The following is a 25,966-nucleotide window of genomic DNA, read 5'->3' as shown; positions in this document are numbered from 1 at the left end:
GCTTAGCTAATGGCGCGTCGAATTTCATCGGGCTCTTGTACTAGCTCGGTAAGGGTGGTATTTTCAATTGTTTGAGGCATGGCCTCGACCATTCTGAGCGAGTCTTTTGGGCAAATCGGGGCGCCATAACTAGCCCACTTCTTCAGTAAAGTGACCTCGTAACCACATTGAGGGCAGGTAGCCTTATTACGGCTGGCGTTACTCGGCCGTGGCGGTGGAAATACGATAGCTTGATGTGGATAAGGGCCAAGCTCTTGACTAATCATCATTAAACGCACTACCAGGGCCTCATTCGCTTTTGCCATTCGCGCTGGTCCTTCAAGCCCTACTGTTTGGGCGATACCTTTAAAATCTTCGCCATGCCCGCTAAAACAATCATCAACAGCATGACATAACTCATGCACCAGTGTATCTAACAAAGCTACGGGTTCATCAATTTTGGGCGAGATAAAAATTTCATTAACACTAGCGCCCGAACGTTCCCGTGGCCAACATTGCCCTAAGGTCGTACGCGGGCTACTCGATGCCGGAAATCCGCATGAGACTCGCACGGGGGGAATGGCATAACCTGCTTTAGAAAAAATGGGCTCTAAATACTTCACTGCTGCTTCTAACCACGCTTCACGCAGGGTATAAGCCTGCGGATGTTCTTGCTGGGACATTGCTACTTCTTTCTATTTAATCAAGCTTAATATTAGCGGCTTTAATCACCTTGTTCCAATAGGGCAATTCTTTTTTCAAGAGCGCATCCATTTGCTGGGGGTTGAGGTAACGCACTTCAACGCCTGCGGTATCGGCCCGTTGCTTGACTTCTGCCTGCTCTAAACTTTTTTTCACTGCCTCACTTAGCTTGAGAATGACTGGTGCCGGAGTAGCAGCAGGAGCATACAAAGCTACCCACGACTCGAGCTGAAAGCTTGGCAAGCCAGCCTCAGCCGTAGTGGGTACGTTGGGCATCGAGGGGTGACGGGTTTTGCCCGTCACTGCTAAACCTTTTAATTTGCCACTTTGCACGTGCTGCATCACCGATGGCGGTGTCGTTATAAATACCTGTACCTGTCCAGCCAAGACATCTTGAATTGCGGGTCCAGAGCCTTTATAAGGCACGTGCACCATTTCAATTCCGGTGGTTTGTTTAAAAATTTCCGTACCAATATGTGAAACCGAGCCATTACCCTGCGAAGCATAATTTAACTTGCCTGGATTGGCTTTCGCATAAGCAATCAGTTCTTTTAAGTTATTTACTGGAATTGAGGGATGCACCGCAATCACATTAGTTGAGACGGTAAGTAACGCAATTGGCGCAAAATCTTTAAGCGGATCCCACGGTAATTTATCCATTAAGGCCGGATTACCAACGTGGTATCCCGAATAGGAAATCAACAAGGTATACCCATCTGGCTTAGCTTTAGCCACAAACTGGTAAGCTGTATTGCCACTTGCTCCAGGTTTATTTTCCACAATCACCGTTTCGCCAAGAACGCGGGCAAGGGGTTCACTCAATAAACGCGCCGATGTATCGACCAAGCCACCAGGCGGATTGGGCACGATTAAAGTAATGGCGTGATCAGGGAAAGATTGCGCAACAGCAGCTTGGGTCACTGCTAGCCCTACTAATCCGCTCAGACCTAGGCTGAAAATCATTGCTAGTCGCTTAAATAATGGCATATAAACCCTTTAAATAAAAATGCTGGTTATAAATTAGCGCTGGCCAATACGTACTGCGCCAAAAACAGCTTGCGCCTCACGCGGTAAACAACGCCAATATTGACTACTAGCAGTAACTTCACCTTGTAAAGCGGCGGCAGCTTCCCAAGCCCAACGCGGTTTATAGAGGAAGGCGCGAGCCAGCGCAATTAAATCGGCATCACCAGCTTGCAAAATCGCTTCGGCTTGATGGGGATCGGTAATTAAGCCCACTGCCATGGTAGGTAAGCCCGATTTTTCTTTAACTAATTTGGCAAATGAAACTTGGTAATTGGGACCAATAGCAATTTTTTGTAAATGCGAAACGCCCCCTGATGAAACATGGACATAATTACATCCTAGGGTCTTCAGACGCAAAGCTAATTCAGCGGTTTCTTCAGGGGTCCAGCCGCCCTCAACCCAATCGCAAGCAGAAAGGCGAATGCCTAAAACGCCTTGATAAGCTGCTCTGACAGCTGTGAATAACTCAATTACCAAACGAATCCGATTCTCAAACGAGCCCCCATACTGATCAGTGCGATGGTTGGCAATAGGTGATAAAAACTGATGCAATAAATACCCATGAGCACCATGCAGTTCTACTCCATCGATCCCAATCCGCTCAGCACGTTGCGCGGCAATGACAAACGCTTGGATCAAGTCTTGAATTTCATCTGGGGTGAAGGCGCGGGGTGGTTTTTCATTGGGCAGTTGCGGCACGGCTGAAGGCGCTGATGCTTGCCAGCCGCCAGCCCCCTCATCAATTAATTGGCCACCGTGCCATGGCGAGGCGCTAGAACCTTTGCGGCCAGCGTGCGAGAGCTGAATAAAAACGGGTACTGCTGGTGCTAACGCCCTGGCCCGCGTAAGCTTATCTTTCAGCGCGGCTTCGGTACGCTCATCCCATAAACCTAAGCACACTGGTGTAATACGCGCTTCGGGTAAAACGCCGGTAGCCTCAATAATAAAAAGGCCTGCACCACTATTTAATAAATTACCCCAGTGCATGAGATGCCAGTCGGTGGCCGCACCATCAGCGGAGGAATACTGGCACATCGGTGCCACAACAATCCGATTACTTAGCTCTAATCCGCCCTTGGGCGAGCCTAAGGTGTATTTAGAAAATAACAAACTCATATGCACTTTCAACAAAAAATTGGCCAAACCGATAGAATAACGAGATCCCCATGAGGGTTCTTATTTTCGCAGGTTTTTGCCTGTAAACCCTTCATTTCAACTCCATACAATAACTAGGGTAAAACTTGATGAATGCACCGCAAGCCTTTGAAATTAAAGAAGATATTGGCCACTTTGTTGGCGGTAAAATCCTTCAACCTGGAACGGGTCGCTTTGCAGATGTGTATAACCCCGCTACTGGCGCAATTGCCAGGCGAGTTGCCTTGGCTAACCGTGCCGAGGTTGATGCGGCTGTTGAGCTTGCACAAGCTGCTTTTCCTGCATGGTCGGATACCTCGCCCCTACGGCGCGCGCGCATTCTTTTTAAATACCTCGAGCTGCTAAATCGCCATAGCGATGAATTGGCCGCCATTATTACTGCTGAGCACGGCAAAGTCTTTACAGATGCCCAAGGCGAAGTCACTCGCGGAATAGAGATTGTCGAATTCGCCACAGGTATTCCCGAGCTACTCAAAGGCGACTACACCGAGCAAGTCTCGACAGGCATCGACAATTGGGTCATGCGCCAGCCTTTAGGAGTAGTTGCTGGAATTACTCCATTTAACTTTCCGGTCATGGTGCCAATGTGGATGTTTCCAATGGCAATAGCCTGCGGCAACACTTTCATCCTCAAGCCGAGCCCTACCGACCCATCGGCTTCTTTATTCATGGCGCGCTTACTCAAAGAAGCGGGTTTGCCTGACGGTGTCTTTAACGTCGTACAAGGCGATAAAGAAGCAGTTGATGCCTTGCTTGAAAATCCTCACGTCAAGGCCCTAAGCTTTGTTGGCTCAACCCCAATTGCCAACTATATTTATGAGCGTGGCGCCCATTTTGGCAAACGCGTTCAAGCCCTCGGGGGAGCTAAAAATCACATGGTCATCATGCCCGATGCCGATATCGACAAAGCGGTTGACGCCTTAGTTGGAGCTGCTTATGGCTCCGCTGGCGAACGCTGTATGGCTATTTCAGTTGCGGTTCTGGTTGGCGATGCAGCCGATAAAGTCATGCCAAAGCTGATTGAACGGACACGGTCCCTGAAAATTAAAAACGGGATGGAGCTCGATGCCGAGATGGGGCCGATAGTAAGTCGCGCAGCCCTTGAGCGCATTACTGGGTATATAGAAAGTGGCGTAGCTAGTGGCGCCACATTATTGGTTGATGGACGCCCATTTAAATCTCCACAGTTTGCGCAAGGCTTCTGGATTGGTGGCACCCTCTTTGATCATGTCACTCCCGAGATGAAAATTTATCGTGAAGAAATTTTTGGCCCAGTACTTTCTTGCGTGCGGGTGGCTAACTTTGCCGACGCTTTGAATTTAGTCAATGCCCATGAATTTGGGAATGGCGTTGCCTGCTTTACCAGCGATGGTAATATTGCGCGCGAATTTGCCCGCCGTGTGCAAGTCGGCATGGTGGGGATTAATGTACCGATTCCTGTGCCCATGGCCTGGCATGGCTTTGGTGGCTGGAAGCGCTCCATCTTTGGCGATACCCACGCCTACGGCAAAGAAAGTGTCCGTTTTTATACTAAGCAAAAAAGTGTGATGCAGCGCTGGCCAGAAAGTATTAGCAAAGGCGCAGAATTCGTCATGCCAACCTCAAAGTAACTGCAAATCATTAACAACTTAATAGAAATTAAGTGGCTTACTGCAGGGTATTTTTAAGGATTGGAAGCGCGGGCAAAGCTAATACCTGAATGCCCTCTTCTCGTAATGATTCTGCTTCGTCTTGCGTTGTTTGGCCGCGAATATTGCGTTCGGGGGCTTCATGGTAATGAATGCGCCGCGCCTCTTCAGCAAATGCAGTGCCAACATCTTCTGCACCATTAATTAATTGGCGCACGCCCTTTAAAAAGGCCTCCTGCATTTGTGGTTCAAGCTGAGTCTGTGTTTGCACTGCATTGCGCTCGCCAAGCCGATCACCAATATGGGGTGCAGAAGGTAGCCGAATAACCTCATTGCTATTACATATTGGACAAGTTAATAGACCATTCGCCTGTTGTGATAGGCAATCTGCCTCCGAAGCAAACCAGCCTTCAAAAGAATGGGTCAGTGCACAAGAAAGGTTATAGACTTTCATACCAATAATAGATAAGGATTATTTGCATAAATTCAAGGGCTATAAATAAATATCTAATTATAAAGATTTTGGTAAAACTAAGCCGCGCCGATAACGCTCTAACCAGTAACTCGAAATAATCGTCTTCACATCGGTAATTTCGCCACGTTCAACCCACTGCAGTAAATCTTCTAGAGGCGCAGCAAATACGTCTAAAAACTCTTCTGCATCAAGCTGACTTTTACCCTCTATAAGCCCTTGTGCCAAGTAAATATCGATAAATTCTGTTGAATAGGAAATCACCGGATTAATGCGGCGAATAAAAGACCATGTACTTGCGGTATAGCCGGTCTCTTCTAGAAGCTCACGTTGTGCGCAAAGTAAAGGGTCTTCACCAATTTCTAACTTACCCGCTGGAATTTCTAAGCAAGCTTTAGCAATGGGGTAACGATACTGTCGCTCCATGAGCACCCGGCCATCATCCAATATAGCCAAAATGGCTACGGCGCCCGGATGAGTTAAATATTCACGCATTGCCTCTGCCCCATCAGGCAGGCGTACAACATCGCGTTTCATCTGCAAAAAAATACCATCGTAGATGGCCTCACCCGAAACGCGCTCTTCACGCAAATGGGCATCGCCAATGGCTAAATCACTGAGTGATTTTTCAGTCATTAAACGCCTAACAAAGTGCGACGCATAGCATCTAAACACAATGTTAATAAGCCAGCGGGGAAAATACCTAAGACTAAAACTAAAATGCCGTTCAGACTTAATATACTCCGTGCAAATCTAGAGCCGCTCACTGCATGTAACTCATGGATTGGCTCGTCGAAGTACATGACCTTAACTACCCGCAAATAATAAAAAGCGCCCACCAAAGACGCCAATACCGCAAGTACTGCCAAACCAGTATATTGTGCATCCACCAAGGCTTCAAGAACGGCTAGCTTTGCCGCAAAGCCAACAGTAGGCGGAACCCCAGCAAGCGAAAACATCAAAATTAAGCCGATAAAAGCATACCAAGGATGTTGTTGATTTAAGCCCTTTAGACCATCTAGCGTTTCGCAGTCATAGCCTTTGCGCGAAAGCAGCATTAATAAGCCGAAGCTGCCTAAAGTAGTTATGACATAGGTTAAGGCATAAAAAAAGGCGGAACTATAAGCATGCTCATCAAATACGGCCAGCATCCCTAATAAAACAAAACCCATTTGCGCAATCGCTGAATAAGCTAGCATCCGCTTGAGATTAGTTTGGGCAATTGCGGTGACATTACCTAAAACTAGTGACAAGATCGCTAGCAGAATTAACATCGGCTGCCAATCACCCATTAAAGGTAATAAAGCATTTACCAGTAAACGGAAGAGCAAAGCAAAAGCGGCTAATTTAGGGGCTGCCGCAATAAGCAGTGTTACAGCGGTAGGAGCACCTTGATACACATCGGGTACCCACATATGAAATGGTACTACGCCCATTTTAAAAGCTAAGCCAGCGACAATAAAAACCACTCCAAAAGCCAAGACTAAATGATTAATGCGCGGGTCAGCAACCGCCTGAAAAATTTCGAGCAAATCTAATGAGCCCGTTACGCCATACAGCATCGACATGCCATATAAAAGAAAACCAGAAGCCAAAGCACCCAAAATAAAATATTTCATTGCTGCCTCAGCACTCTTAGCACTGCTATGGCGCATTGCAACTAATGCATAGGTTGATAAAGCCATTAATTCCAAGCCCAAATATAAGCTCAGTAAATTTGCCCCAGAAATAAGTACCAATTGCCCGAGCAAAGCAAATAAACATAAAACAATAAAGTCGGGACGAAATAAGCCCCGATCTTGTAAATACTGTTTAGAGTAAATCAAGCTAATTAGCAAAGCTAAACAGCACCCTGCTTTGAGTAAATTGGCCATTGGATCAGACTGAAACAAGCCATTCATTGCCAATAGTGATACATCATCAAAGCGGCCAATAAATGCAATGGCAAGAACAGCTAATAAAATTATGGTGAAGAAATAAACAAACCCAACCCCACGGGGCGTATGAAAAATATCCGGTTCTTCGCTAGCAGCAAAAGCATTGCTGATTATTACTGGGCGCTCACGCACAAAAACACTAGCTACCAATAAAAAGCAGGCGGTTACCAGTAACAGTAATTCGGGGAAAATGGCAATAAGGTCAAGTGCTTGCATCTGTTCTATCCTACAATTTACTTACGGCAACATGTTGCAGCAGATTAATTACGGCGGGATGGATGATATCGGTAAAAGGTTTGGGATATACCCCCATCCACAACACACAGATCGATAATGCGCCCATCATGAAAAACTCACGCCCATTAATATCTTTCAGCGCGGCTACCTGGGGGTTGGCAATCGGACCAAAAAAGACCCGCTTCACCATCCATAAAGAATAAGCGGCGCCAAGAACTAAAGCTGTGGCTGCTAAGACCCCAATTAAGAAGTCGTAATCTACTGCCGCCAGAATCACCATAAACTCACCCACAAAGCCTGAGGTTGCAGGTAAACCGCAATTAGCCATTGCCATAAAGACAGCAAACACTGCAAATTTAGGCATCGTATGTGCTACACCGCCATAATCCGCAATTTGCCGAGTATGCATCCGCTCATATAAAACACCAATCGATAAGAACATGGCACCCGAAATAAAGCCATGTGAAATCATTTGCACAATTCCACCCTCAATACCAAGCGGGCTAAATAGAAAAAATCCCAGGGTTACAAAACCCATGTGCGCTACCGACGAGTACGCTACCAACTTCTTCATATCCTGCTGCACTAAGGCAACCAGACCAACATAAATCACTGCCACCAAAGATAAGAAAATAATAAAAGGGCCCAGATATTGGCTAGCATCAGGTGCTATTGGCAAAGAGAAGCGCAAGAAACCATACGCGCCTAACTTCAACATAATGGCTGCTAGCACTACAGAACCGCCCGTGGGAGCCTCAACGTGCACATCGGGAAGCCAGGTATGTAGTGGCCACATGGGCACCTTAACTGCAAAGGCCATGAAAAACGCCGCAAACAAAAAGACTTGTTCAACAATATCTAAGCGCGTCTTTTGCCAAACCAGAATATCAAAACTATTACTGACGTTATATAGATAGAGCAAGGCCACTAAAGTCAGTAACGAGCCCAGCAAGGTATACAAGAAGAACTTAAAGGCTGCATAAATACGGTTGTGCCCACCCCATACCCCAATAATTACATACATCGGAATTAAGGTTGCCTCAAAGAACACATAAAACAATAAAGCGTCAAGCGCTGCAAATACGCCAATCATTAAGCCCGACAAAATCATGAAGGCAGCTAGATACTGAGAAACCTTGACTTGAATTACATCCCAAGCGGCAATCACTATGAAGATATTGATGAATGCAGTAAGCACGATAAACCATACTGAAATCCCATCAACTCCTAAATAGTAATTAATATCGTAGCGCGGAATCCAACTGACCTTTTCCACAAATTGCATGCCAGCATTGGCAAGATCAAAATTTAAAATTAAAGGTAAGGTGGCAATAAAACTAATAACTGCACCAAAGAGCGCTAGATAGCGCAAACCAACAGTGGATTTATCTGAACCAAACATCAACAGCACAAGGCCGAAGAAGATTGGTGTCCAGATTGCGAATGAAAGTGTCATGAAATTAATACCTAGCGCACATAAGGTAAGTAAGCATATAAAACCCAAGCCAATAAAACGGCTAGGCCTAAAATCATCGCAAATGCATAGTGATATAAATAACCCGACTGCAAATGCCGCATTACTCCAGCCATGCGACTAACTAAATGCGCACTGCCATTAACCAGTAAACCATCAATTAGCCGTTGATCACCTCGATGCCATAAGCCGCGACCTAACATAATAGAACCCTTAGCAAAGATCAATTGATTGAGTTCGTCTAAGTAATATTTATGATCAAGTAATTTTTTCAATGGCGCAAAGGTGTGGGCAATTTTGCTTGGTAAGCTAGGCACCCATAAATAGCCTAGCGCTGCAGTTAACACCCCTAGGGCCACTAAGATTGTTACCGAAGAGGTCAGCGCATGAAGGGCCATCGCAATGGGGCCATGAAATTCATTCGCTAACTCTTCCATTACGGGATGCTGGCTCAGATCAATGAACATCGAGTCACCAAAAAAATCCCCAAACAACATCGGCTCAATGGCATAAAAACCAATGATGACGGACGGAATGGCCAATAGAATTAATGGCACCGTTACCACCCAAGGTGACTCATGCGGCACTTCACCAGCGGCTAAACCGTGATGATCAGCAATGTCTGCGTGTTCATCATGATGTTCGGCCTGGTGCGCAGCATGACTGGGTTGATGAAACCGCTCTTTGCCATGAAAAACATAAAAGTACAAACGGAATGAGTACAAAGCGGTAATAAACACACTTACCATGACGGCAAAATAGGCAAACCCTGAGCCAGGTATATCGCTGGCAGCAACGGCTTCTATGATCGAATCTTTCGAGTAAAAGCCGGAAAAGAATGGCGTTCCAATCAACGATAAACTGCCAATCAACATCATCAGGCAAGTAATGGGCATATATTTCCACAGGCCGCCCATTTTGCGCATGTCTTGCTCATGGTGCATACCCATAATCACGCTACCCGCCGCTAAAAACAATAAGGCCTTAAAGAAAGCATGGGTCATTAAATGAAAAATAGCGACTGGATAAGCCGATACACCCAAGGCAATGGTCATGAAGCCCAACTGTGATAGCGTGGAATAAGCCACTACACGTTTGATATCGTTTTGCACAATGCCTAAGAAGCCCATAAACAATGCGGTAATCGAACCAATGACCAAAATAAAGCTGAGGGCTGTCGTGGATAATTCAAATAAGGGCGACATCCGTGAGACCATAAAAATACCCGCTGTCACCATAGTAGCCGCATGAATCAAGGCAGAAATTGGTGTTGGCCCTTCCATTGAGTCTGGTAACCAAACATGCAATGGAAATTGAGCCGACTTACCCATCGCACCAATGAACAAGCAAATACAAATTACCGTCATTAGATTCCAACTGGTACCAGGAAGTGTTTGAGCAGCAAGCGCGGTATTTTGAGCAAAAATTGCGTCATAGTTCATCGAGCCGGTGTAAGCCAAAATTAAACCAATGCCCAAGATGAAACCAAAGTCACCTACCCGATTCACTAAAAAGGCCTTCATATTGGCAAACACGGCAGTTTGACGTTCAAAATAAAAGCCGATTAGCAAGTAAGACACCACCCCCACTGCCTCCCAACCAAAAAAGAGTTGCAAGAGGTTATTGCTCATCACCAACATTAACATCGCAAAAGTAAACAAAGAGATATATGAAAAGAAGCGGTTATAACCCTCCTCGCCATGCATATAGCCAATCGTATAAATGTGGACCATTAATGACACAAAGGTCACTACTACCATCATGGTAGCGGTGAGTGAGTCAATTAAAAAACCAATACCCAAATTAAGCTCGCCCAATTGCATCCAGGTATAAACCTCGCCATTGAAATAATCACCTGCCTGCACGTAAAAGAAAACTTGGCAGGACAAGGCAAAAGCAATAATGACGCCCATAATAGCGAGCGACTGAGAGCCTACTTTACTTAAACGATTGCCGAATAGCGCCGTACCAAAAAAACCAGTAATGATTGCACCGATTAATGGAGCAAGCGGAATGGCACATAAGAGTGGTAGGGTTAAATTCGTTTGCATTATTAACCCTTAAGCCGATCAAGATCTTCAGCATTAATCGTATCGAGTTTACGAAAGAGCACGATCAAAATTGCCAAACCAATAGCAGCTTCAGCAGCAGCCACCGTCAAAATAAAAAAGACGAAAACTTGCCCAGCCATATCACCCAGAAAATGAGAGAAGGCAAGAAAGTTAATATTGACTGAAAGTAGCATTAATTCAATTGCCATTAGCAATACGATTAAGTTGCGACGATTCAAGAAAATCCCCACCACACTGGTTGCAAACAGAATGGCACTCAACACCAAATAATGAGCCAAAGTAATAGTCATTCTTGCCTCCCGCGACGATTTTGCTCAGCATCTTGTTTGGCATCCATCTCGCTTGGCATCGTCACAATACGCAGGCGCTCGCTAGCCTTAACAGCAACTTGATCAGCAATATTTTGGGTCTTCGAATCTTTACGATGTCGTAAAGTGAGCGCTACAGCTGCAATAATGGCAACCAATAGAATAACGCCAGCTACTTCAAAGGCATAAACATAATCAACAAAAATTAATTTACCGAGCGCTTGGGTATTGTTGCTCGCTAGCTCCTCACTCATCACTTGAACTGGTGCACGAGTTCCAATAAAACTGCGAATTAATACGACTGCTAATTCTAAAACAATCACAATCCCCATTAAAAATGCCACTGGGAGGTATTTTTTAAAATCGCGGCGCAAATGGGCTAAATCTAAATCTAGCATCATCACCACGAATAGAAATAACACCATCACCGCCCCAACATAAACCAAAATTAGCGCTAGACTTAAAAATTCTGCTTGTAATAGCATCCAAATTCCTGAGGCACAGAAAAATGCCAGCACCAAAAAGAGTGCGGCATGCACTGGGTTGGCTGCCGTTACCACCCGCAAAGCAGAAATAATCAATAAGCCCGCAAAGGCATAAAAGAAAATTGCGAAGATAGTTGAGGGTTCGAGGGCCACGGGTTCTTTAATTATTCAGCATTAACGATAAGGGGCGTCGGCAGCACGATTAGCAGCAATTTCTTTTTCATACTCGTCGCCAACAGCTAATAACATTTCTTTAGTCATATACAGGTCGCCGCGTTTATCACCAAAGTATTCAAAAATATTGGTTTCCACAATCGCATCAACCGGACATGCTTCTTCACAGAAGCCACAAAAAATACATTTAGTTAAATCAATGTCGTAACGGGTCGTACGGCGGGTACCATCCTCACGCTGATCTGATTCAATTGAAATTGCTAAAGCAGGGCAAACGGCTTCACATAATTTACAAGCAATGCACCGCTCTTCCCCATTTGGATAACGCCGTAAAGCATGGAGGCCACGAAAACGGGGTGACAAAGGTGTCTTTTCTTCGGGGTACTGAATCGTAAACTTTGGTTTAAAGAGATAACGTCCCGTAATCGACATTCCCGTCAAAATATCTCTGAGCATGAGGCTATCGAAAAATTGACTAATCCGTTTGAATGATTTTTTGATCATGGCTTCAATTAATTCCAAATATTCCAAGGCGAAACAATCCAGGCGCCAACGACCACCACCCAAAAAACCGCGAGGGGGATAAAAATTTTCCAGCCTAAGCGCATAATTTGGTCATAGCGATAACGCGGTAAGGTGGCGCGCAACCAAATGAAGCAAGATAACAAGAAAAATGTTTTAGCAAATAGCCAGAAGAAGCCCGGAATATCGCGCAGCATCGGTAAATCAAGAATAGGCAGCCAACCGCCTAAGAATAAGACAGAAGCCATTGCCGCTATCAAAATCATGTTGGCATACTCGGCTAAAAAAAACATCGCAAAAGCCATGCCCGAATATTCCACCACGTGGCCAGCAACAATTTCCGACTCGCCTTCGACAACGTCAAATGGATGTCGATTCGTCTCAGCAATGCCTGAAATAAAGTAAATTAAAAACATTGGCAAGAGGGGCAACCAATTCCATGACAAGAAATTCAAGCCATAACTAGCAAAAAGGCCCGTGCCTTGACTAATGACGATAGTGCTTAAATTTAAAGAGCCCGACACCATTAGCACGGTAACTAAAGCAAAGCCCATCGCAATTTCATAAGAAATCATTTGTGCAGCAGCGCGCATCGCGCCTAAGAACGGATATTTCGAGTTAGAGGCCCAGCCGGCCAAAATAATGCCGTAGACGCCAACCGAAGTAATTGCCATGACATACAGCAGCCCAGCATTTACATTCGCTAACACCATTTCTGCCTGAAATGGAATGACAGCCCATGCAGCAAATGCGGGCGCAATTACCATCACTGGCGCAATCACGTATAAGGCTTTACTAGCCCGTGTAGGCGCAATAATTTCTTTTAATAAAAGTTTAAGCGCGTCGGCAATAGGCTGAAATAAGCCTAATGGTCCGACCCGATTAGGGCCTAAGCGAATGTGCATCCAACCGATCAGTTTGCGCTCCCACAAGGTGAGGTAGGCAACTGCGCCAAACATCGGCAAAACAATGATGACGATTTTGATTAAGGTCCAGACCAAAGGCCAAAATGAGCCAAAGATAGCGATGCCTTGCATTTCGATCAGGTTGAGAAAATTAGCCATCGCTTAGCCCACTTCTCCGGCAATCCGCGTTACCGTAATTGGGCCAAACATCGGCCCCAGCTGCATACTGGCTAGAGTAGTGCTCGCCAAGCGAACGACACCGGCAGCTAAATTAGGTATTTGCGTGGCAGTCATATTGACGCTCATGCCTGCTTGCGTCACTTGCACTATTTCGCCCTCTACCAAACCCAGTTCAGCAAAAGTATCTGGCCCTAAGCCTACCTTTGAAGCTAATTTTGCATCGGCAGTTAGTTGCAATGCGCTCGAACGACGGACAATAGCATCAACTCCATACAACGGCACCTCTCCTAAGCGCTCTAAACTCGCGGGCTGTGCTGGCACTGTTGTGCTCAAACTAAATAGTCCTGTAAATTGATTATTAGCGCGAGACACAGCGCTATCGTGCATCTCAGGTAAAGCTTCTGCACGCACTTCTTCAGGTAGGTTATATAAAAAGCCATCGAGCTTTGCCAGCGTTCCGAGGGTGCGTATCACTTTCCATGCGGGTCGCGAATCGCCGAGCGGTTTTACAGCAGGCTGAATGGTTTGAATTGTGCCAGCGGTATTCACATAGCTAGCCATGGTTTCTGTAAAGGGCGTAATGGGCAAAAGTACATCAGCCAACTCGAGTAAGTCGGGGCTGGTGAATGCGGTTAAGGCAATCACGGTATCAGCCTTAGTTAAGGCTGCGCGAGTTTGCTGTGGGTTCGGCAAGTCTGCCAAAGGCTCAACATGCATCAATAGATAAGCATGACGCTCTCCGTCGAGCAAGGAGTTGATACTACCCTCATTGCCCTGCACTGCATTCACTAGATGCGCACCAACACTATTACCACCCTCCTGCAGGAAACCAAAGCGTGCACCAGTCTGTTCGGCAATAAATTGCGCTAATCCATGTAAATCAGCCGCTTGTGGATGTGCGATAGCACTTGCACCTAAAAATATTGCTTGGGTTGGGCGAGCGTCTGAGCCTGTTGATGGGTTAAGCGCTGGTGTCTCTAATAGTGCTTGCGCAATCTGCATTGCTTCAGGTGAAACGGTTTGGCTGCGAATTCCTGTGGGGGCTGATACCCCTTTTGCCTGCGCAACTGCTAAAGCAATTTCACTAAGCCCCGTGACCCAAGCACTCGGTCGCATCGTTAAGCTACTTGCTAATGGCATCAGCCAATCGCTACCGCCTGCATCCAAGCGATGCATTTGTAAGCCTAGCTTAGTAGCAGTGCGCAAACGCGCGGCAAGAAGTGGCTGGTCTTTACGAAAATTACTGCCAATGATGAGCGCGCGTTTTAACCCGCTTAATTCATTGATAGCCATTCCCAAATAAGGCACAGTAGCAGCGCCACGGGTATCAACTTGGCGTAAACGCGTTTCAATTTGACTGGAGCCTAAACCACGAATTAATTTTTGTAATAGATATAACTCTTCAATACTCGAAATAGGATGGGCAATGGCGGCAATTGATTCAGCGCCATGTAAATTACCAATCGTTTGTAAAGAATGGGCAACATAATCTAGCGCCGACTGCCAATCGGTTTCTAACCACTTGCCATCTTGCTTCACCATCGGCTTTGTTAGCCGATCGGTACTATTTAGCCCCTCGTAGGCAAAACGGTCACGATCACTAATCCAACATTCATTGATTGCTTCGTTTTCTAAAGCGACTACACGCATCACGCGATTAGACTTGGTTTGCACCGTCGTATTACTGCCTAAGCTATCGTGCGGGCTTAGTGAACGCTTACGCGCTAACTCCCACGTTCGCGCGGCATAACGAAATGGCTTGCTAGTTAAAGCGCCAACTGGGCATATATCGATCATATTGCCCGACAACTCAGAGTCGATCGTACGTCCCAAGAAGGTGGTTATTTCAGAATGTTCACCACGGTTAACCATCCCCAATTCCATTACACCCGCAACCTCTTGACCAAAGCGCACGCAGCGCGTGCAATGGATACAGCGGGACATTTCTTCCATAGAAATTAAAGGGCCAACATTTTTATGAAATACCACCCGCTTCTCTTCGGTATAACGTGAACTCGATTTGCCGTAGCCCACTGCTAAATCTTGAAGCTGACATTCGCCACCCTGGTCACAAATCGGGCAATCCAGTGGATGGTTAATTAGTAAAAACTCCATCACTGAACGTTGCGCCTCAAGGGCTTTAGCTGAATGCGTAAATACTTTCATGCCTTGCGTCACTGGTGTGGCACAAGCAGGTAAAGGCTTGGGAGCTTTTTCAACCTCGACTAAACACATCCGGCAATTCGCCGCAATCGATAATTTTTTGTGGTAACAAAAATGGGGCACATAGGTACCCAAGCTATTCGCTGCATGCATCACCATCGAACCCTGTGGAACTACTACTGGCTTACCATCAACTTCAAGTTCGACCATGCTCATATACTTGAACTCCCAACCACTTCAGCAGTTTCTAGAGGATGACTCACGCCCTTGGATACAAGGCAACGCCCATGCTCGATGTGATAAGCAAACTCATCACGGAAATGCTTCAACATACCGCGTACTGGCATCGCTGCAGCATCGCCTAATGCACAAATTGTGCGGCCTTGGATGTTGTTGGCGACATCGTTCAATAAATCTAAATCTTCTATGCGTCCCTTACCATGTTCTATGCGATTAACAATTCGCCATAACCACCCAGTGCCTTCGCGACAAGGTGTGCATTGCCCGCAGGATTCTTCGTGATAAAAATACGAGAGCCGTAATAAGGCCTGCACCATGCAGCGCGTGTCATTCATCACGATTACAGCTCCCGAGCCTAACATCGAGCCCGCTTTAGCAATGCTGTCGTAATCCATCGTTAAATCCATCATCTCAGCAGCTGGAATAACGGGCGCCGAAGAACCGCCGGGAATAACTGCTTTTAAGGTAGAGCCATTGCGCATGCCGCCAGCCAATTGCAATAATTCTGCGAATGGTAAGCCCATGGGAATTTCATAATTGCCAGGCCGATTAACATCACCTGAAACCGAAAATATTTTGGTGCCACCATTGTTTGGCTTGCCCAATTTTAAGTACGCCTCGCCACCCATTGCCAAAATGAATGGCACGGCCGCAAATGTCTCGGTGTTGTTTATGGTGGTCGGCTTGCCATATAAACCAAAACTAGCTGGAAATGGCGGCTTAAAACGAGGCTGACCTTTCTTACCTTCTAAAGATTCGAGTAAGGCCGTTTCTTCGCCACAAATATAAGCCCCCCAACCTGGCGAAGCATGCAATTCAAAACTAAACTGACTACCTAAAATCTGATTACCTAAATAACCTGCGGCTCGTGCTTCGTCTAACGCAGCTTCAAAGCGTTTATAAACATCCCAGATTTCACCATGAATATAGTTATAGCCCACACTTATGCCCATCGTGTACGCACCAATAATCATGCCCTCAATTAAGGCATGGGGGTTATAGCGCATGATGTCGCGGTCTTTAAAAGTGCCTGGCTCGCCTTCATCACTGTTACATACTAAATATTTTTGCCCCGGAAATTGGCGTGGCATAAAGCTCCACTTCAAGCCAGTAGGAAAGCCCGCACCCCCACGCCCGCGCAATGCCGATAACTTCAACTCAGCAATGATCGCCTCAGGTGCAACAGGTTCGCTTAAGATGCGCCGCAATTGTCCATAACCGCCGCGCTTCACGTAATCTTCTAAATGCCAATTATCGCCAGTTAAGCCAGCTAAAATTAGCGGCTTCACATGATTTTTATGCAAGCTGGTCATGCTGCCGATCCTTCTGCATAATTTGTCTTGGCACTACGTAGCTCAGCTAATAAGGCATCAATTTTTTCATGACTCATAAAACTACACATGCGCTTATCGTTTACCAACATCACAGGAGAGTCGCCGCAAGCACCCATACACTCGCCTTCTTTAAGAGTAAAAGTACCGCAAGGCGTAGTTTCATTAAAACCAATACCCAGTGTTTGTTTCAAATATTCAGCAGCGTCAGCGCCATGACTTAATTGGCAAGGCAAATTTGTGCACACCACAATTTTGTATGCGCCGATAGGCTTAGTGTTGTACATATTATAAAAAGTAGCTACTTCATCCACCGCAATGGTAGGCATACCTAAGATCTGTGCCACTTCTTCAATCACGGCGGGCGAAATCCAGCCTAACTCGGTTTGCGCAGCAATTAAAGCCGCCATCACTGCTGATTGCTTTTGCTCAGGTGGATACTTCGCAATATTGCGCTCAATTTCAGCACGGCAGGCGGCAGAAAATAAAGTGGCCATTAGCGGTCGATCTCCCCAAAGACAATATCTTGGGTGCCAATAATCGTCACAGCATCGGCAATCATATGGCCCCGCGCCATTTCATCGAGGGCCGCTAAATGGACAAAGCCAGGCGCGCGAATCTTCATCCGATAGGGTTTGTTAGCGCCATCCGAAATTAAATAGACGCCAAACTCCCCTTTCGGGTGCTCGACTGCGGCATAAGCCTCTCCTTGAGGCACATGAATACCTTCGGTAAATAATTTGAAATGATGAATCAGCTCTTCCATATTCGTTTTCATATCTAAACGTGATGGTGGAGCAACTTTATGGTTATCGCTCATCACCGAACCCGGATTCGCTTTTAACCAGGCAACACACTGAGTAATGATGCGGTTTGATTGCCGCATCTCTTCCATGCGCACTAAATACCGATCATAAGAATCGCCATTGACCCCTACTGGAATATCAAAGTCTAGACGGTCATATACTTCATAGGGTTGCTTTTTACGTAAATCCCATTCAATACCAGAGCCACGCAACATAGGCCCTGTAAAACCAAGCTGTAGAGCTCGCTCAGGGGTAACCACACCAATGCCCACTAAACGCTGCTTCCAAATACGGTTATCGGTGAGAAGGTTGCAGTATTCATCAACATTAGCTGGAAAGCGTTGACTAAAAGCTTCAATGAAATCGAGCAAAGAACCAGTACGAGTTTCATTCAAACGCTGAATTGCTGACTCACTGCGCATTTTTGATTTTGTAAACTGAGGCATCTCGCTGGGCAAATCACGATAAACCCCACCAGGTCGATAGTAAGCTGCATGCATTCGTGCGCCAGATACCGCTTCATACATATCGAAGATTTCTTCACGATCGCGAAAAGCATATAAAAACACAGCCATTGCCCCTACGTCTAAACCATGACAGCCAATCCAGAGTAAGTGATTTAACAAGCGTGTTAATTCATCAAACATCACGCGAATATATTGTGCCCGCAAGGGTACATCTACGCCAATTAATTTTTCAATTGACATCACGTAGGCGTGCTCATTCACCATCATCGACACATAATCGAGGCGATCCATATACGGCACGTTTTGAATCCAAGTACGCGTCTCAGCTAATTTTTCAGTAGCGCGGTGTAATAAACCGATATGCGGATCAGCGCGTTGTATCACTTCGCCATCTAACTCAAGCACTAAACGCAAAACGCCATGCGCCGCGGGATGCTGGGGGCCAAAGTTGAGGGTGTAGTTTTTAATTTCTGCCATGATGAAGACCCTTAGGCTGGCCCTCCATAGGATTCTTCACGAACAATGCGGGGAATTACTTCACGCGGTTCAATCGTCACGGGCTGATAAACCACCCGCTTCAACTCGGGGTCGTATCGCATTTCAACTGTTCCCGAAATAGGAAAGTCTTTACGAAATGGGTGGCCAATAAAACCATAGTCGGTCAGAATGCGGCGTAAATCCTCATGACCGTCGAACAAAATGCCGAATAAATCAAAGGCTTCGCGCTCGAACCAATTAGCCGAGTTCCACACGGGCACCAGCGATGCGACTACTGGATAGCTATCATCGGGTGCATATACGCGTAAACGTAAGCGTTGATTATGTTGCAGGGAAAGTAAATGCGTAACGACACCAAAACGTAAACCAGTCCACGTACCATCGCCATAATCTTGGTAATCTACGCCACACAAATCAATTAGTTGCGCAAAAGCCAATGTCGGATCATCACGTAACATCAAGGCAGCCGCTAAATAATCGTCGGCACCAACCACTAAGGTCACCTCGTTAAGGGCCACCTCTACCGATTTAACCCGTGAACCTAAGACCTTTTGAATGGTTTCAGCAAGATGATGTAAGCGCGCAGACATAGTGGCTCGATTTACGCCTTACGTGCAATGGTGCTGGTGCGACCAATCTTGGCCTGCAATTGAATAATGCCGTAAATTAAGGCTTCTGCTGTCGGGGGACACCCGGGAACATAAATATCAACGGGCACAATTCGATCGCATCCCCGCACAACGGAATAAGAGTAATGGTAATAACCACCGCCGTTAGCACATGAACCCATTGAAATGACCCAGCGTGGCTCAGGCATTTGGTCATATACTTTACGTAAGGCAGGGGCCATTTTGTTACAAAGCGTGCCAGCCACAATCATCAAATCAGATTGCCGCGGTGAAGGACGAAACACTACGCCGAAGCGATCTAAATCGTAACGCGCAGCGCCTGCATGCATCATCTCCACTGCGCAACAAGCTAAACCAAAAGTCATAGGCCACAGAGAACCGGTACGAGTCCAGTTAATCAGCTGATCGGCTGAGGTCGTGATGAAACCTTCCTTCAGTACACCTTCTAAGGCCATAACATTTACTCCCAGTCGAGGGCGCCCTTTTTCCAGATGTAAACAAAGCCAACCACGAATTCCAAGAGGAAGACAATCATCGAAGCATAGCCTGCCCAACCAATATCTCGTAAAGCTACCCCCCAAGGAAATAGAAAAGCCGTTTCAAGGTCGAATAAAATAAAGAGAATGGCAATGAGGTAATAGCGCACATCAAATTTCATCCGCGCATCTTCAAATGCCTCGAAGCCGCATTCGTAAGGAGAGAGTTTTTCTGCGTTAGGGCTAGAGGGGGCGACTAACTTGCCTAGCAACATAGGCACTAAACCAACGGCAATGCCCACAAGGATAAAAAGCAAAACCGGAAAGTAGTTTGCGAGGTTCAAATTTAGCCTAAATCAGTTATCAAGCGAAGCCTAGATTGCTCTTCTGAAATACAGACAAGATTATAAGGGTTTTCCTCTAGACTAGCTGAAATTCGGGGGAAATAAGCCTATTCTTGGGGCCTGAATATGCGGCTTAAACCGCACCTAGCCAATACCCTTCTCACTGACCCCCTATAGTGCTCGGTGGCACCCATCACAAAGGGGGGGAGAGACGGTTTGTTTGCACCCGCAGAAATACATGACCTTACTTTCAGTAGCCGTAAATTCAAAGGGCATACAGTCGGTGATTTGATGCGAGTCATCACAAAAAGGCTGAGTTTTGCTGAGCCCGCAGGAACACCACGCATACGTTTTGCCAGCCTGAACTTCTACAGGATATGGCTCATTCTTGGCGATTTTTCTTTCCATTGCATGCCCCTATTCAATTAAACCAACGGATCATTCATCTGATCATGAAATTCAGCCAAACTAAGAGCATCACTAATTTCTCTCGGCAAGGCATCGCGTGCTGAAAAAACCCCTAATATTTTTCCATCATCAGCAACAATGGGTAAATGCCTAAAACCGCGTTCAATCATGATCATTACTGCATGTGACACAATCATTTCAGGGGGCACACAATGGGGATTAGGAGTCATCACCTGAGATACAAGCGTTTTTTCTGGAATCAAGCCCTTAGCTAATACCCGCGTCATTAAATCGCGCTCGGTCACAATACCCTCTAAGACGCCATTTGGTGAAATAATTAGGACGCTGCCACAGTTTGCCTTGGTCATCGTGCGCGCTGCATCTAGAATGGTCGCGCTCGGCGGCAAACGCACTAAGTTACTATGCACAATAGATTTGGAGACAGATCGTTCAGTCATCGTTCGCACCTAAAAAAATAAATGTTTTATCGTAAGGAGGCGTTTATTTTTGCCAAAGCCTCAGACCCTGGACATAGCTCAGCTACACCCAAAGAATTCAACGGTTCTACACACGTATTTAACGCTTCATGTAAATCGCTGGCAAGCGGATCTAAATACAGCAAACCCGTCACCACTTCGCCGCGTTCTTGATGTTCATTGATGTAGCTTAAGGCTGCATAGCGATTAGTGGGATCATAATTATCATCCAATTTACGCAACCTTAAATAACTACCATCATGCTGTAGTACTTCAACCACTTCGCCAGGGGCATACGCAGTGGTAATTTCCGAGTGCTGGGAGATAAAATCAATACGACTAACTGCTTCATTATGTTGCCTTACATAATCGTAACTTTTAGTACTACCGCCATGATTATTAAAAGTGACGCAGGGGCTAATTACGTCAATAAAAGCTGCGCCACCATGACCAATCGCGCCTTTAATCAAAGGCACTAATTGTTCTTTATCACCAGAAAAACTGCGCGCTACATAGGTCGCGCCCAACTGTAAAGCTAAGCCCACTAAATCAATTGGGCTATCGTTATTAACAATCCCCTTCTTGCTTTTCGAACCACGATCGGCAGTGGCAGAAAATTGCCCTTTAGTGAGGCCATAGACACCGTTATTTTCAACGATGTAAGTCATTCTTACACTCCGCCGCATGGCGTTGGCAAATTGACCTAAACCAATTGAAGCAGAATCACCATCGCCCGAAACGCCTAAATATAAAAGGTCACGATTCGCTAAATTAGCGCCAGTTAATACTGAGGGCATTCTGCCATGCACGGTATTAAACCCATGGGAAGCGCCCAGAAAATAGTCAGGAGTTTTAGAGCTGCATCCAATACCTGATAATTTAGCGACTCGATGCGGTTCAATATCCATTTCCCAGCAAGCCTGCACAATTGCTGCAGAAATTGAGTCATGCCCGCAACCTGCACATAAGGTAGAAATACGCCCCTCATAATCACGTCTGGTATAGCCCACCTTATTGGTACTTAAACTCGGGTGATGCATGCTCGGCTTAGCAATGTACGTCATGCTGATTCTTTCTTCATGATGATTCCTTCTCTAGGCGTGCATTCGATTTGGTGGAGGCCTCTGCTTTCAAATATTGATTGATCGCCGCCACTATAAAACGTGCGGTAATAGGCGTCCCGTCATAATGCAATATTTTGATGAGATGAGCTGGATCAATGGCTAATTCAGTCGTTAGCAAGGTATGCATTTGGGCATCGCGATTCTGCTCGACCACAAAAACTTTCTCATGCTGGGCAATAAAATCACTAACCACCTTAGAAAAAGGAAAAGCCCGAATTCGCATCGCATCAAGCACGATGTTATCAGCCCGCAGCACATCGAGCGTTTCTTGCATTGCTGGGCTGGTTGAGCCGAAATAAATTACTCCAAATTGGCTGGGGGTTTTGCCTTGCTCAATTATTGGCTGCGGCACTAAATTCGCTGCCACTTTAAATTTCTGTATTAAGCGCTCCATGTTGTAAATATAGTCAGGCCCTCGCTCAGAATAACGAGCATAGGGGTCACGGGTTGTGCCGCGGGTAAAAAAACTACCCTTAGTGGGATGAGTACCCGGTAAAGTACGCCAAGGAATACCATCGCCATCAACATCTTTATAGCGGCCAAAATCTTTCCCCGCTTCTAGGTCTGCGAATGACATCACCTTGCCTCGGTAATATGCTTCCCGTTCATCCCACGAAAATGGTTTGCTTAAACGCTGATTCATGCCAATATCTAAATCGGTCATTAAAAATATAGGGGTCTGTAATAACTCAGCTAAATCTAGCGCCGCGGCTGATTGCTCGAAGCATTCATAGGGATCTTCAGGAAAAAGTAAAACATGTTTAGTATCGCCATGCGAGGCATAAGCACAGGCCAGCAAATCTGATTGCTGAGTTCTAGTCGGCATTCCCGTGGAAGGCCCACCCCGCTGTACATCAATAATGACAACCGGAATTTCAGCAAAGTAAGCCAAGCCAATAAATTCTGTCATCAGCGAAATACCTGGGCCTGAGGTCGCAGTGAATGCCCGCGCCCCATTCCAAGCAGCGCCAATAATAATACCAATTGAAGCTAACTCATCTTCAGCTTGAATGATGGCAAAACGATCATGCCCAGTTTTTTTGTCGACTCGAAAACGTTCACAATATTTTTGGAAGGCTTCTGGAACCGAAGATGACGGTGTAATTGGATACCAAGCTGCCACGGTCGCGCCACCATAAACACAGCCCAACGCAATGGCGCTATTGCCATCAATAAAAATTTTCTCCCCGACTTGATCTTCACGGCGCACTTGAATACCCAAGGCATCTTTAAAATGCTTTTGAATGTAGTTATAGCCTAAATGAAAAGCTTTAATATTAGAATCAAGCAAAATTTCCTTGCCTTTATATTGCTCAGCAAACAATTTTTCAAAAACCGCAGTATCGACCTTTAACAAAGCCGATAAAGCGCCAACATAAATAATATTTTTAAATAATTGACGTTGGCGGGCATCGGGATAATTAGCATTACTAATTTCAGTTAGAGGTACGCCAATGGTATGCACGTCTTGGCGAAATTGAGTCTCAGGTATCGAGCGAGTTGAATCATAAAAAAGATAACCATTGGGCTCAATTTCGGCGACATCGGCATCCCAAGTTTGGGGATTCATCGCTACCATGATGTCAACCCCTCCTCGGCGCCCTAAATATCCTTTAGAGCAAACGCGCGCCTCATACCAAGTTGGCATACCCTGAATATTGCTCGGAAAAATATTTCGCGGGCTAACTGGCACACCCATCCGTAGAATAGCTTTAGCAAAGAGCTCATTGGCAGAAGCAGATCCAGAGCCGTTGACATTAGCAAACTTAATTACGAAATCATTAATCGCTTCAATACGCTTCATACCAACTCCACCGGGAGGTGCAATTTTTGGTCTCGGCATGCTGGGCCAGCCTGCGTCGTTTCTAACAAAAATTTCTGCATATCCCATGCGCCAGTTGGGCACCGCTCGGCACATAAGCCGCAGTGTAAGCAGACGTCCTCATCTTTCACCATCACTCGCCCCGATTTCAGATTCGCTGAGACATAAAGCGCTTGGGTGAGATTAGTAGCGGGTGCTTTTAAACGTAAACGCAAATCAGGCTCATCACCGTTTTCAGTGAAGGTAATACAGTCCATTGGGCAGATATCCACACAGGCATCGCACTCAATGCAAGTTTCACGAGTAAAGACAGTTTCGACATCGCAATTTAAACAACGATTGGCCTCTTTAAATGCAGTAGCGGCGTCAAAGCCTAATTCAACCTCAACCCGAATATTGGCTAATGCCTTTGCTGCTTCAGCCCATGGCACTGGAAAGCGTAAATCTACAGACACATCATTGTGATAGCTCCACTCATGAATCCCCATTTTTTGTGACATTAAATTGGTGCGGGGAGGCGGTCTAAGGTCTGGCGATTCATGATGTAGAAAACGATCGATTGAGACCGCTACTTCATGACCATGCGCTACTGCAGTAATAATATTTTTGGGGCCAAATGCGGCATCGCCACCAAAGAACACCAGCGGATTGGTTGATTGAAAAGAAATCGCATCTAGCTCTGGCAGGCCATGGCGATTAAACTGAATACCGCTATTTGCCTCAATCCAAGGAAAGGCATTTTCTTGTCCCACAGCTAATAACACCGTATCGCATTCAATAAAGATATCGGCCTCGCCATTAGAGATTAATTTCCGTTCGCCCTGTTCGTTATAAACCGCCTCGACTACCGCAAACGTCATGCCAATTAATTTACCGTTTTGCACCTCGAAAGTTTTTGGCACATGAAAGTTAATAATTGGAATCCCTTCATGAATCGCATCCTCTTTTTCCCAAGGCGAGGCTTTCATTTCATCAAAGCCGCTGCGCACAATGACTTTAATATCCGTGCTGCCTAACCGTCTAGCCGAACGGCAACAATCCATTGCGGTATTCCCACCGCCTAACACAATCACTTTTTTGCCAATGCTCGTAATATGCCCGAAAGAAACAGAAGCCAACCAATCAATTCCAATATGAATTTGCTCGGCTGCTGCTTGGCGTCCAGGCAGATCTAGATCTCTGCCACGGGGAGCCCCAGAGCCCACATAAACTGCATCGAAACCAGCGGCTAACAAAGCACTCATTGAAGTAATGCGCTCACCACCTTTAAAGTGAACCCCCAAATCGAGGATATATCCAGTCTCCTCATCAATTACCGATTCGGGCAAACGAAAACGCGGTATTTGTGAACGAATAAATCCCCCAGCTCGCTGCTCGCCATCGAACACTGTTACTTCATAACCTAAAGGTGCTAAATCGCGGGCTACCGTTAACGATGATGGACCAGCGCCCACACAAGCAATGCGTTTACCATTTTTTTTTGCTATCTTAGGCATCCGTGCCTTCACATCGTCTTTAAAATCAGCGGCAACGCGTTTTAAACGACAAATGGCTACTGGTTCAGGATCAGCGCCATTATTCTCTTCCACTCTACCGCGACGACAGGCGGGCTCGCACGGGCGGTCACAGGTGCGGCCGAGAATTCCAGGAAAGACGTTCGATACCCAATTAACCATATAGGCATCGGTATATTGACCCTGTGCAATGAGGCGGATATATTCAGGAACAGGGGTGTGAGCTGGGCATGCCCACTGACAATCGACTACTTTATGAAAATAAGCAGGATTATTAATATTAGTAGCTTGCAAAGCTATCCCCTATTCGTGGATTAATCAAGTTTTATAAGCGAATTTATAAATAGTATTATGCTTGCCCATTCTACCCATTTTCTGCGAGCTAAAGTAAAACCCTAACCGGCTAAAAATA

25 protein-coding genes are annotated in these 25,966 nt (G+C 45.9%); 1 reads left to right on the top strand and 24 read right to left on the bottom strand.

Features of this window, described 5'->3' with window-relative positions:
• Positions 1–2: 2 nt before the first annotated feature.
• Genes LZG75_RS06235 through LZG75_RS06225 form a run of 3 tightly spaced genes read right to left on the bottom strand, consistent with a single transcriptional unit; the run spans position 3 to position 2,823 of the window.
• The gene (locus LZG75_RS06235) at positions 3–662 is read right to left on the bottom strand and encodes a SprT family zinc-dependent metalloprotease (RefSeq protein ID WP_233924010.1); all 660 of its coding nucleotides are present in this window, start codon (positions 660–662) and stop codon (positions 3–5) included.
• A gap of 16 nt (positions 663–678) precedes the next feature.
• A complete protein-coding gene (locus LZG75_RS06230; RefSeq protein WP_370635186.1) occupies positions 679–1,668 on the bottom strand; it encodes a Bug family tripartite tricarboxylate transporter substrate binding protein in 990 nt (329 codons plus the stop codon).
• 33 nt (positions 1,669–1,701) lie between these two features.
• Positions 1,702–2,823: an NADH:flavin oxidoreductase/NADH oxidase gene (locus LZG75_RS06225; RefSeq protein WP_233924009.1), complete on the bottom strand. Its 1,122-nt coding sequence runs from the start codon at positions 2,821–2,823 to the stop codon at positions 1,702–1,704.
• Between the two features lie 128 nt (positions 2,824–2,951).
• On the opposite strand from LZG75_RS06225, the gene LZG75_RS06220 reads away from it, so the two are divergent.
• Positions 2,952–4,472, top strand: coding sequence for a CoA-acylating methylmalonate-semialdehyde dehydrogenase (locus LZG75_RS06220; protein ID WP_233936293.1), 1,521 nt, complete (start codon positions 2,952–2,954; stop codon positions 4,470–4,472).
• Positions 4,473–4,509: 37 nt separating this feature from the next.
• Here LZG75_RS06220 and LZG75_RS06215 read toward each other — a convergent pair whose 3' ends face one another.
• The 21 genes from LZG75_RS06215 to LZG75_RS06115 all read right to left on the bottom strand — a co-directional run bounded on the left by LZG75_RS06215 (position 4,510) and on the right by LZG75_RS06115 (position 25,848).
• Entirely contained in the window at positions 4,510–4,944 is a 435-nt protein-coding gene (locus LZG75_RS06215; RefSeq protein ID WP_233924007.1) for a DUF1178 family protein, read from the bottom strand.
• A gap of 57 nt (positions 4,945–5,001) precedes the next feature.
• Positions 5,002–5,598, bottom strand: a complete 597-nt coding sequence (locus LZG75_RS06210) for an NUDIX domain-containing protein (RefSeq protein WP_233924006.1) — start codon at positions 5,596–5,598, stop codon at positions 5,002–5,004.
• Positions 5,598–7,115 carry an NADH-quinone oxidoreductase subunit NuoN gene (gene nuoN, locus LZG75_RS06205; protein ID WP_233924005.1) on the bottom strand — a complete coding sequence of 506 codons (1,518 nt, stop codon included), beginning with the start codon at positions 7,113–7,115 and terminating at the stop codon, positions 5,598–5,600. Before nuoN ends, LZG75_RS06210 begins: the two co-directional genes overlap by 1 nt.
• 10 nt (positions 7,116–7,125) lie before the next feature.
• Complete coding sequence (locus tag LZG75_RS06200; RefSeq protein ID WP_233936291.1) at positions 7,126–8,592, bottom strand: NADH-quinone oxidoreductase subunit M; 1,467 nt, start codon at positions 8,590–8,592, stop codon at positions 7,126–7,128.
• Positions 8,593–8,603: 11 nt separating this feature from the next.
• On the bottom strand, positions 8,604–10,661 hold the full coding sequence (gene nuoL, locus LZG75_RS06195) for an NADH-quinone oxidoreductase subunit L (protein WP_233936272.1): 2,058 nt from the start codon (positions 10,659–10,661) through the stop codon (positions 8,604–8,606).
• Between the two features lie 2 nt (positions 10,662–10,663).
• Positions 10,664–10,972, bottom strand: a complete 309-nt coding sequence (gene nuoK, locus LZG75_RS06190; RefSeq protein ID WP_233936269.1) for an NADH-quinone oxidoreductase subunit NuoK — start codon at positions 10,970–10,972, stop codon at positions 10,664–10,666.
• The gene (locus LZG75_RS06185) at positions 10,969–11,628 is read right to left on the bottom strand and encodes an NADH-quinone oxidoreductase subunit J (RefSeq protein ID WP_233924001.1); all 660 of its coding nucleotides are present in this window, start codon (positions 11,626–11,628) and stop codon (positions 10,969–10,971) included. The genes nuoK and LZG75_RS06185 overlap by 4 nt, the downstream gene beginning before the upstream one ends.
• Positions 11,629–11,649: 21 nt before the next feature.
• Entirely contained in the window at positions 11,650–12,153 is a 504-nt protein-coding gene (nuoI, locus tag LZG75_RS06180) for an NADH-quinone oxidoreductase subunit NuoI (protein WP_233924086.1), read from the bottom strand.
• 8 nt (positions 12,154–12,161) lie between these two features.
• On the bottom strand, positions 12,162–13,235 hold the full coding sequence (nuoH, locus tag LZG75_RS06175; RefSeq protein ID WP_233936266.1) for an NADH-quinone oxidoreductase subunit NuoH: 1,074 nt from the start codon (positions 13,233–13,235) through the stop codon (positions 12,162–12,164).
• Between the two features lie 3 nt (positions 13,236–13,238).
• A complete protein-coding gene (nuoG, locus tag LZG75_RS06170; protein ID WP_233936445.1) occupies positions 13,239–15,629 on the bottom strand; it encodes an NADH-quinone oxidoreductase subunit NuoG in 2,391 nt (796 codons plus the stop codon).
• A 2-nt stretch (positions 15,630–15,631) separates the two neighbouring features.
• A complete protein-coding gene (gene nuoF / locus LZG75_RS06165; RefSeq protein ID WP_233923999.1) occupies positions 15,632–16,972 on the bottom strand; it encodes an NADH-quinone oxidoreductase subunit NuoF in 1,341 nt (446 codons plus the stop codon).
• Positions 16,969–17,487 carry an NADH-quinone oxidoreductase subunit NuoE gene (gene nuoE, locus LZG75_RS06160; RefSeq protein ID WP_233936263.1) on the bottom strand — a complete coding sequence of 173 codons (519 nt, stop codon included), beginning with the start codon at positions 17,485–17,487 and terminating at the stop codon, positions 16,969–16,971. Before nuoE ends, nuoF begins: the two co-directional genes overlap by 4 nt.
• Positions 17,487–18,740 (bottom strand): NADH-quinone oxidoreductase subunit D, encoded by a 1,254-nt coding sequence (locus tag LZG75_RS06155; RefSeq protein WP_233936261.1) that lies wholly within the window; start codon positions 18,738–18,740, stop codon positions 17,487–17,489. The genes nuoE and LZG75_RS06155 overlap by 1 nt, the downstream gene beginning before the upstream one ends.
• An 11-nt stretch (positions 18,741–18,751) precedes the next feature.
• The gene (locus LZG75_RS06150) at positions 18,752–19,351 is read right to left on the bottom strand and encodes an NADH-quinone oxidoreductase subunit C (RefSeq protein WP_233936258.1); all 600 of its coding nucleotides are present in this window, start codon (positions 19,349–19,351) and stop codon (positions 18,752–18,754) included.
• An 11-nt stretch (positions 19,352–19,362) separates the two neighbouring features.
• On the bottom strand, positions 19,363–19,845 hold the full coding sequence (locus LZG75_RS06145) for an NADH-quinone oxidoreductase subunit B family protein (RefSeq protein ID WP_108468834.1): 483 nt from the start codon (positions 19,843–19,845) through the stop codon (positions 19,363–19,365).
• Between the two features lie 5 nt (positions 19,846–19,850).
• Positions 19,851–20,210, bottom strand: a complete 360-nt coding sequence (locus tag LZG75_RS06140) for an NADH-quinone oxidoreductase subunit A (protein ID WP_233936256.1) — start codon at positions 20,208–20,210, stop codon at positions 19,851–19,853.
• Between the two features lie 171 nt (positions 20,211–20,381).
• Complete coding sequence (locus LZG75_RS06135; RefSeq protein ID WP_233936254.1) at positions 20,382–20,618, bottom strand: CDGSH iron-sulfur domain-containing protein; 237 nt, start codon at positions 20,616–20,618, stop codon at positions 20,382–20,384.
• A gap of 17 nt (positions 20,619–20,635) precedes the next feature.
• The gene (locus LZG75_RS06130) at positions 20,636–21,076 is read right to left on the bottom strand and encodes a cyclic nucleotide-binding/CBS domain-containing protein (RefSeq protein ID WP_233936252.1); all 441 of its coding nucleotides are present in this window, start codon (positions 21,074–21,076) and stop codon (positions 20,636–20,638) included.
• 26 nt (positions 21,077–21,102) lie between these two features.
• The gene (locus LZG75_RS06125) at positions 21,103–22,158 is read right to left on the bottom strand and encodes a 2-oxoacid:ferredoxin oxidoreductase subunit beta (RefSeq protein WP_233936243.1); all 1,056 of its coding nucleotides are present in this window, start codon (positions 22,156–22,158) and stop codon (positions 21,103–21,105) included.
• A 13-nt stretch (positions 22,159–22,171) separates the two neighbouring features.
• Positions 22,172–24,022: a 2-oxoacid:acceptor oxidoreductase subunit alpha gene (locus tag LZG75_RS06120; protein ID WP_233936444.1), complete on the bottom strand. Its 1,851-nt coding sequence runs from the start codon at positions 24,020–24,022 to the stop codon at positions 22,172–22,174.
• Positions 24,019–25,848, bottom strand: coding sequence for an FAD-dependent oxidoreductase (locus LZG75_RS06115; RefSeq protein ID WP_233936242.1), 1,830 nt, complete (start codon positions 25,846–25,848; stop codon positions 24,019–24,021). The genes LZG75_RS06120 and LZG75_RS06115 overlap by 4 nt, the downstream gene beginning before the upstream one ends.
• Positions 25,849–25,966 lie beyond the last annotated feature (118 nt).

Source organism: Polynucleobacter sp. IMCC30063 (assembly GCF_021395235.1).
In the GTDB taxonomy this organism is placed as follows: Bacteria; Pseudomonadota; Gammaproteobacteria; order Burkholderiales; family Burkholderiaceae; genus Polynucleobacter.
Note: the sequence above shows the minus strand (reverse complement) of the source record. Positions and strands in the feature narration are given on the sequence as shown.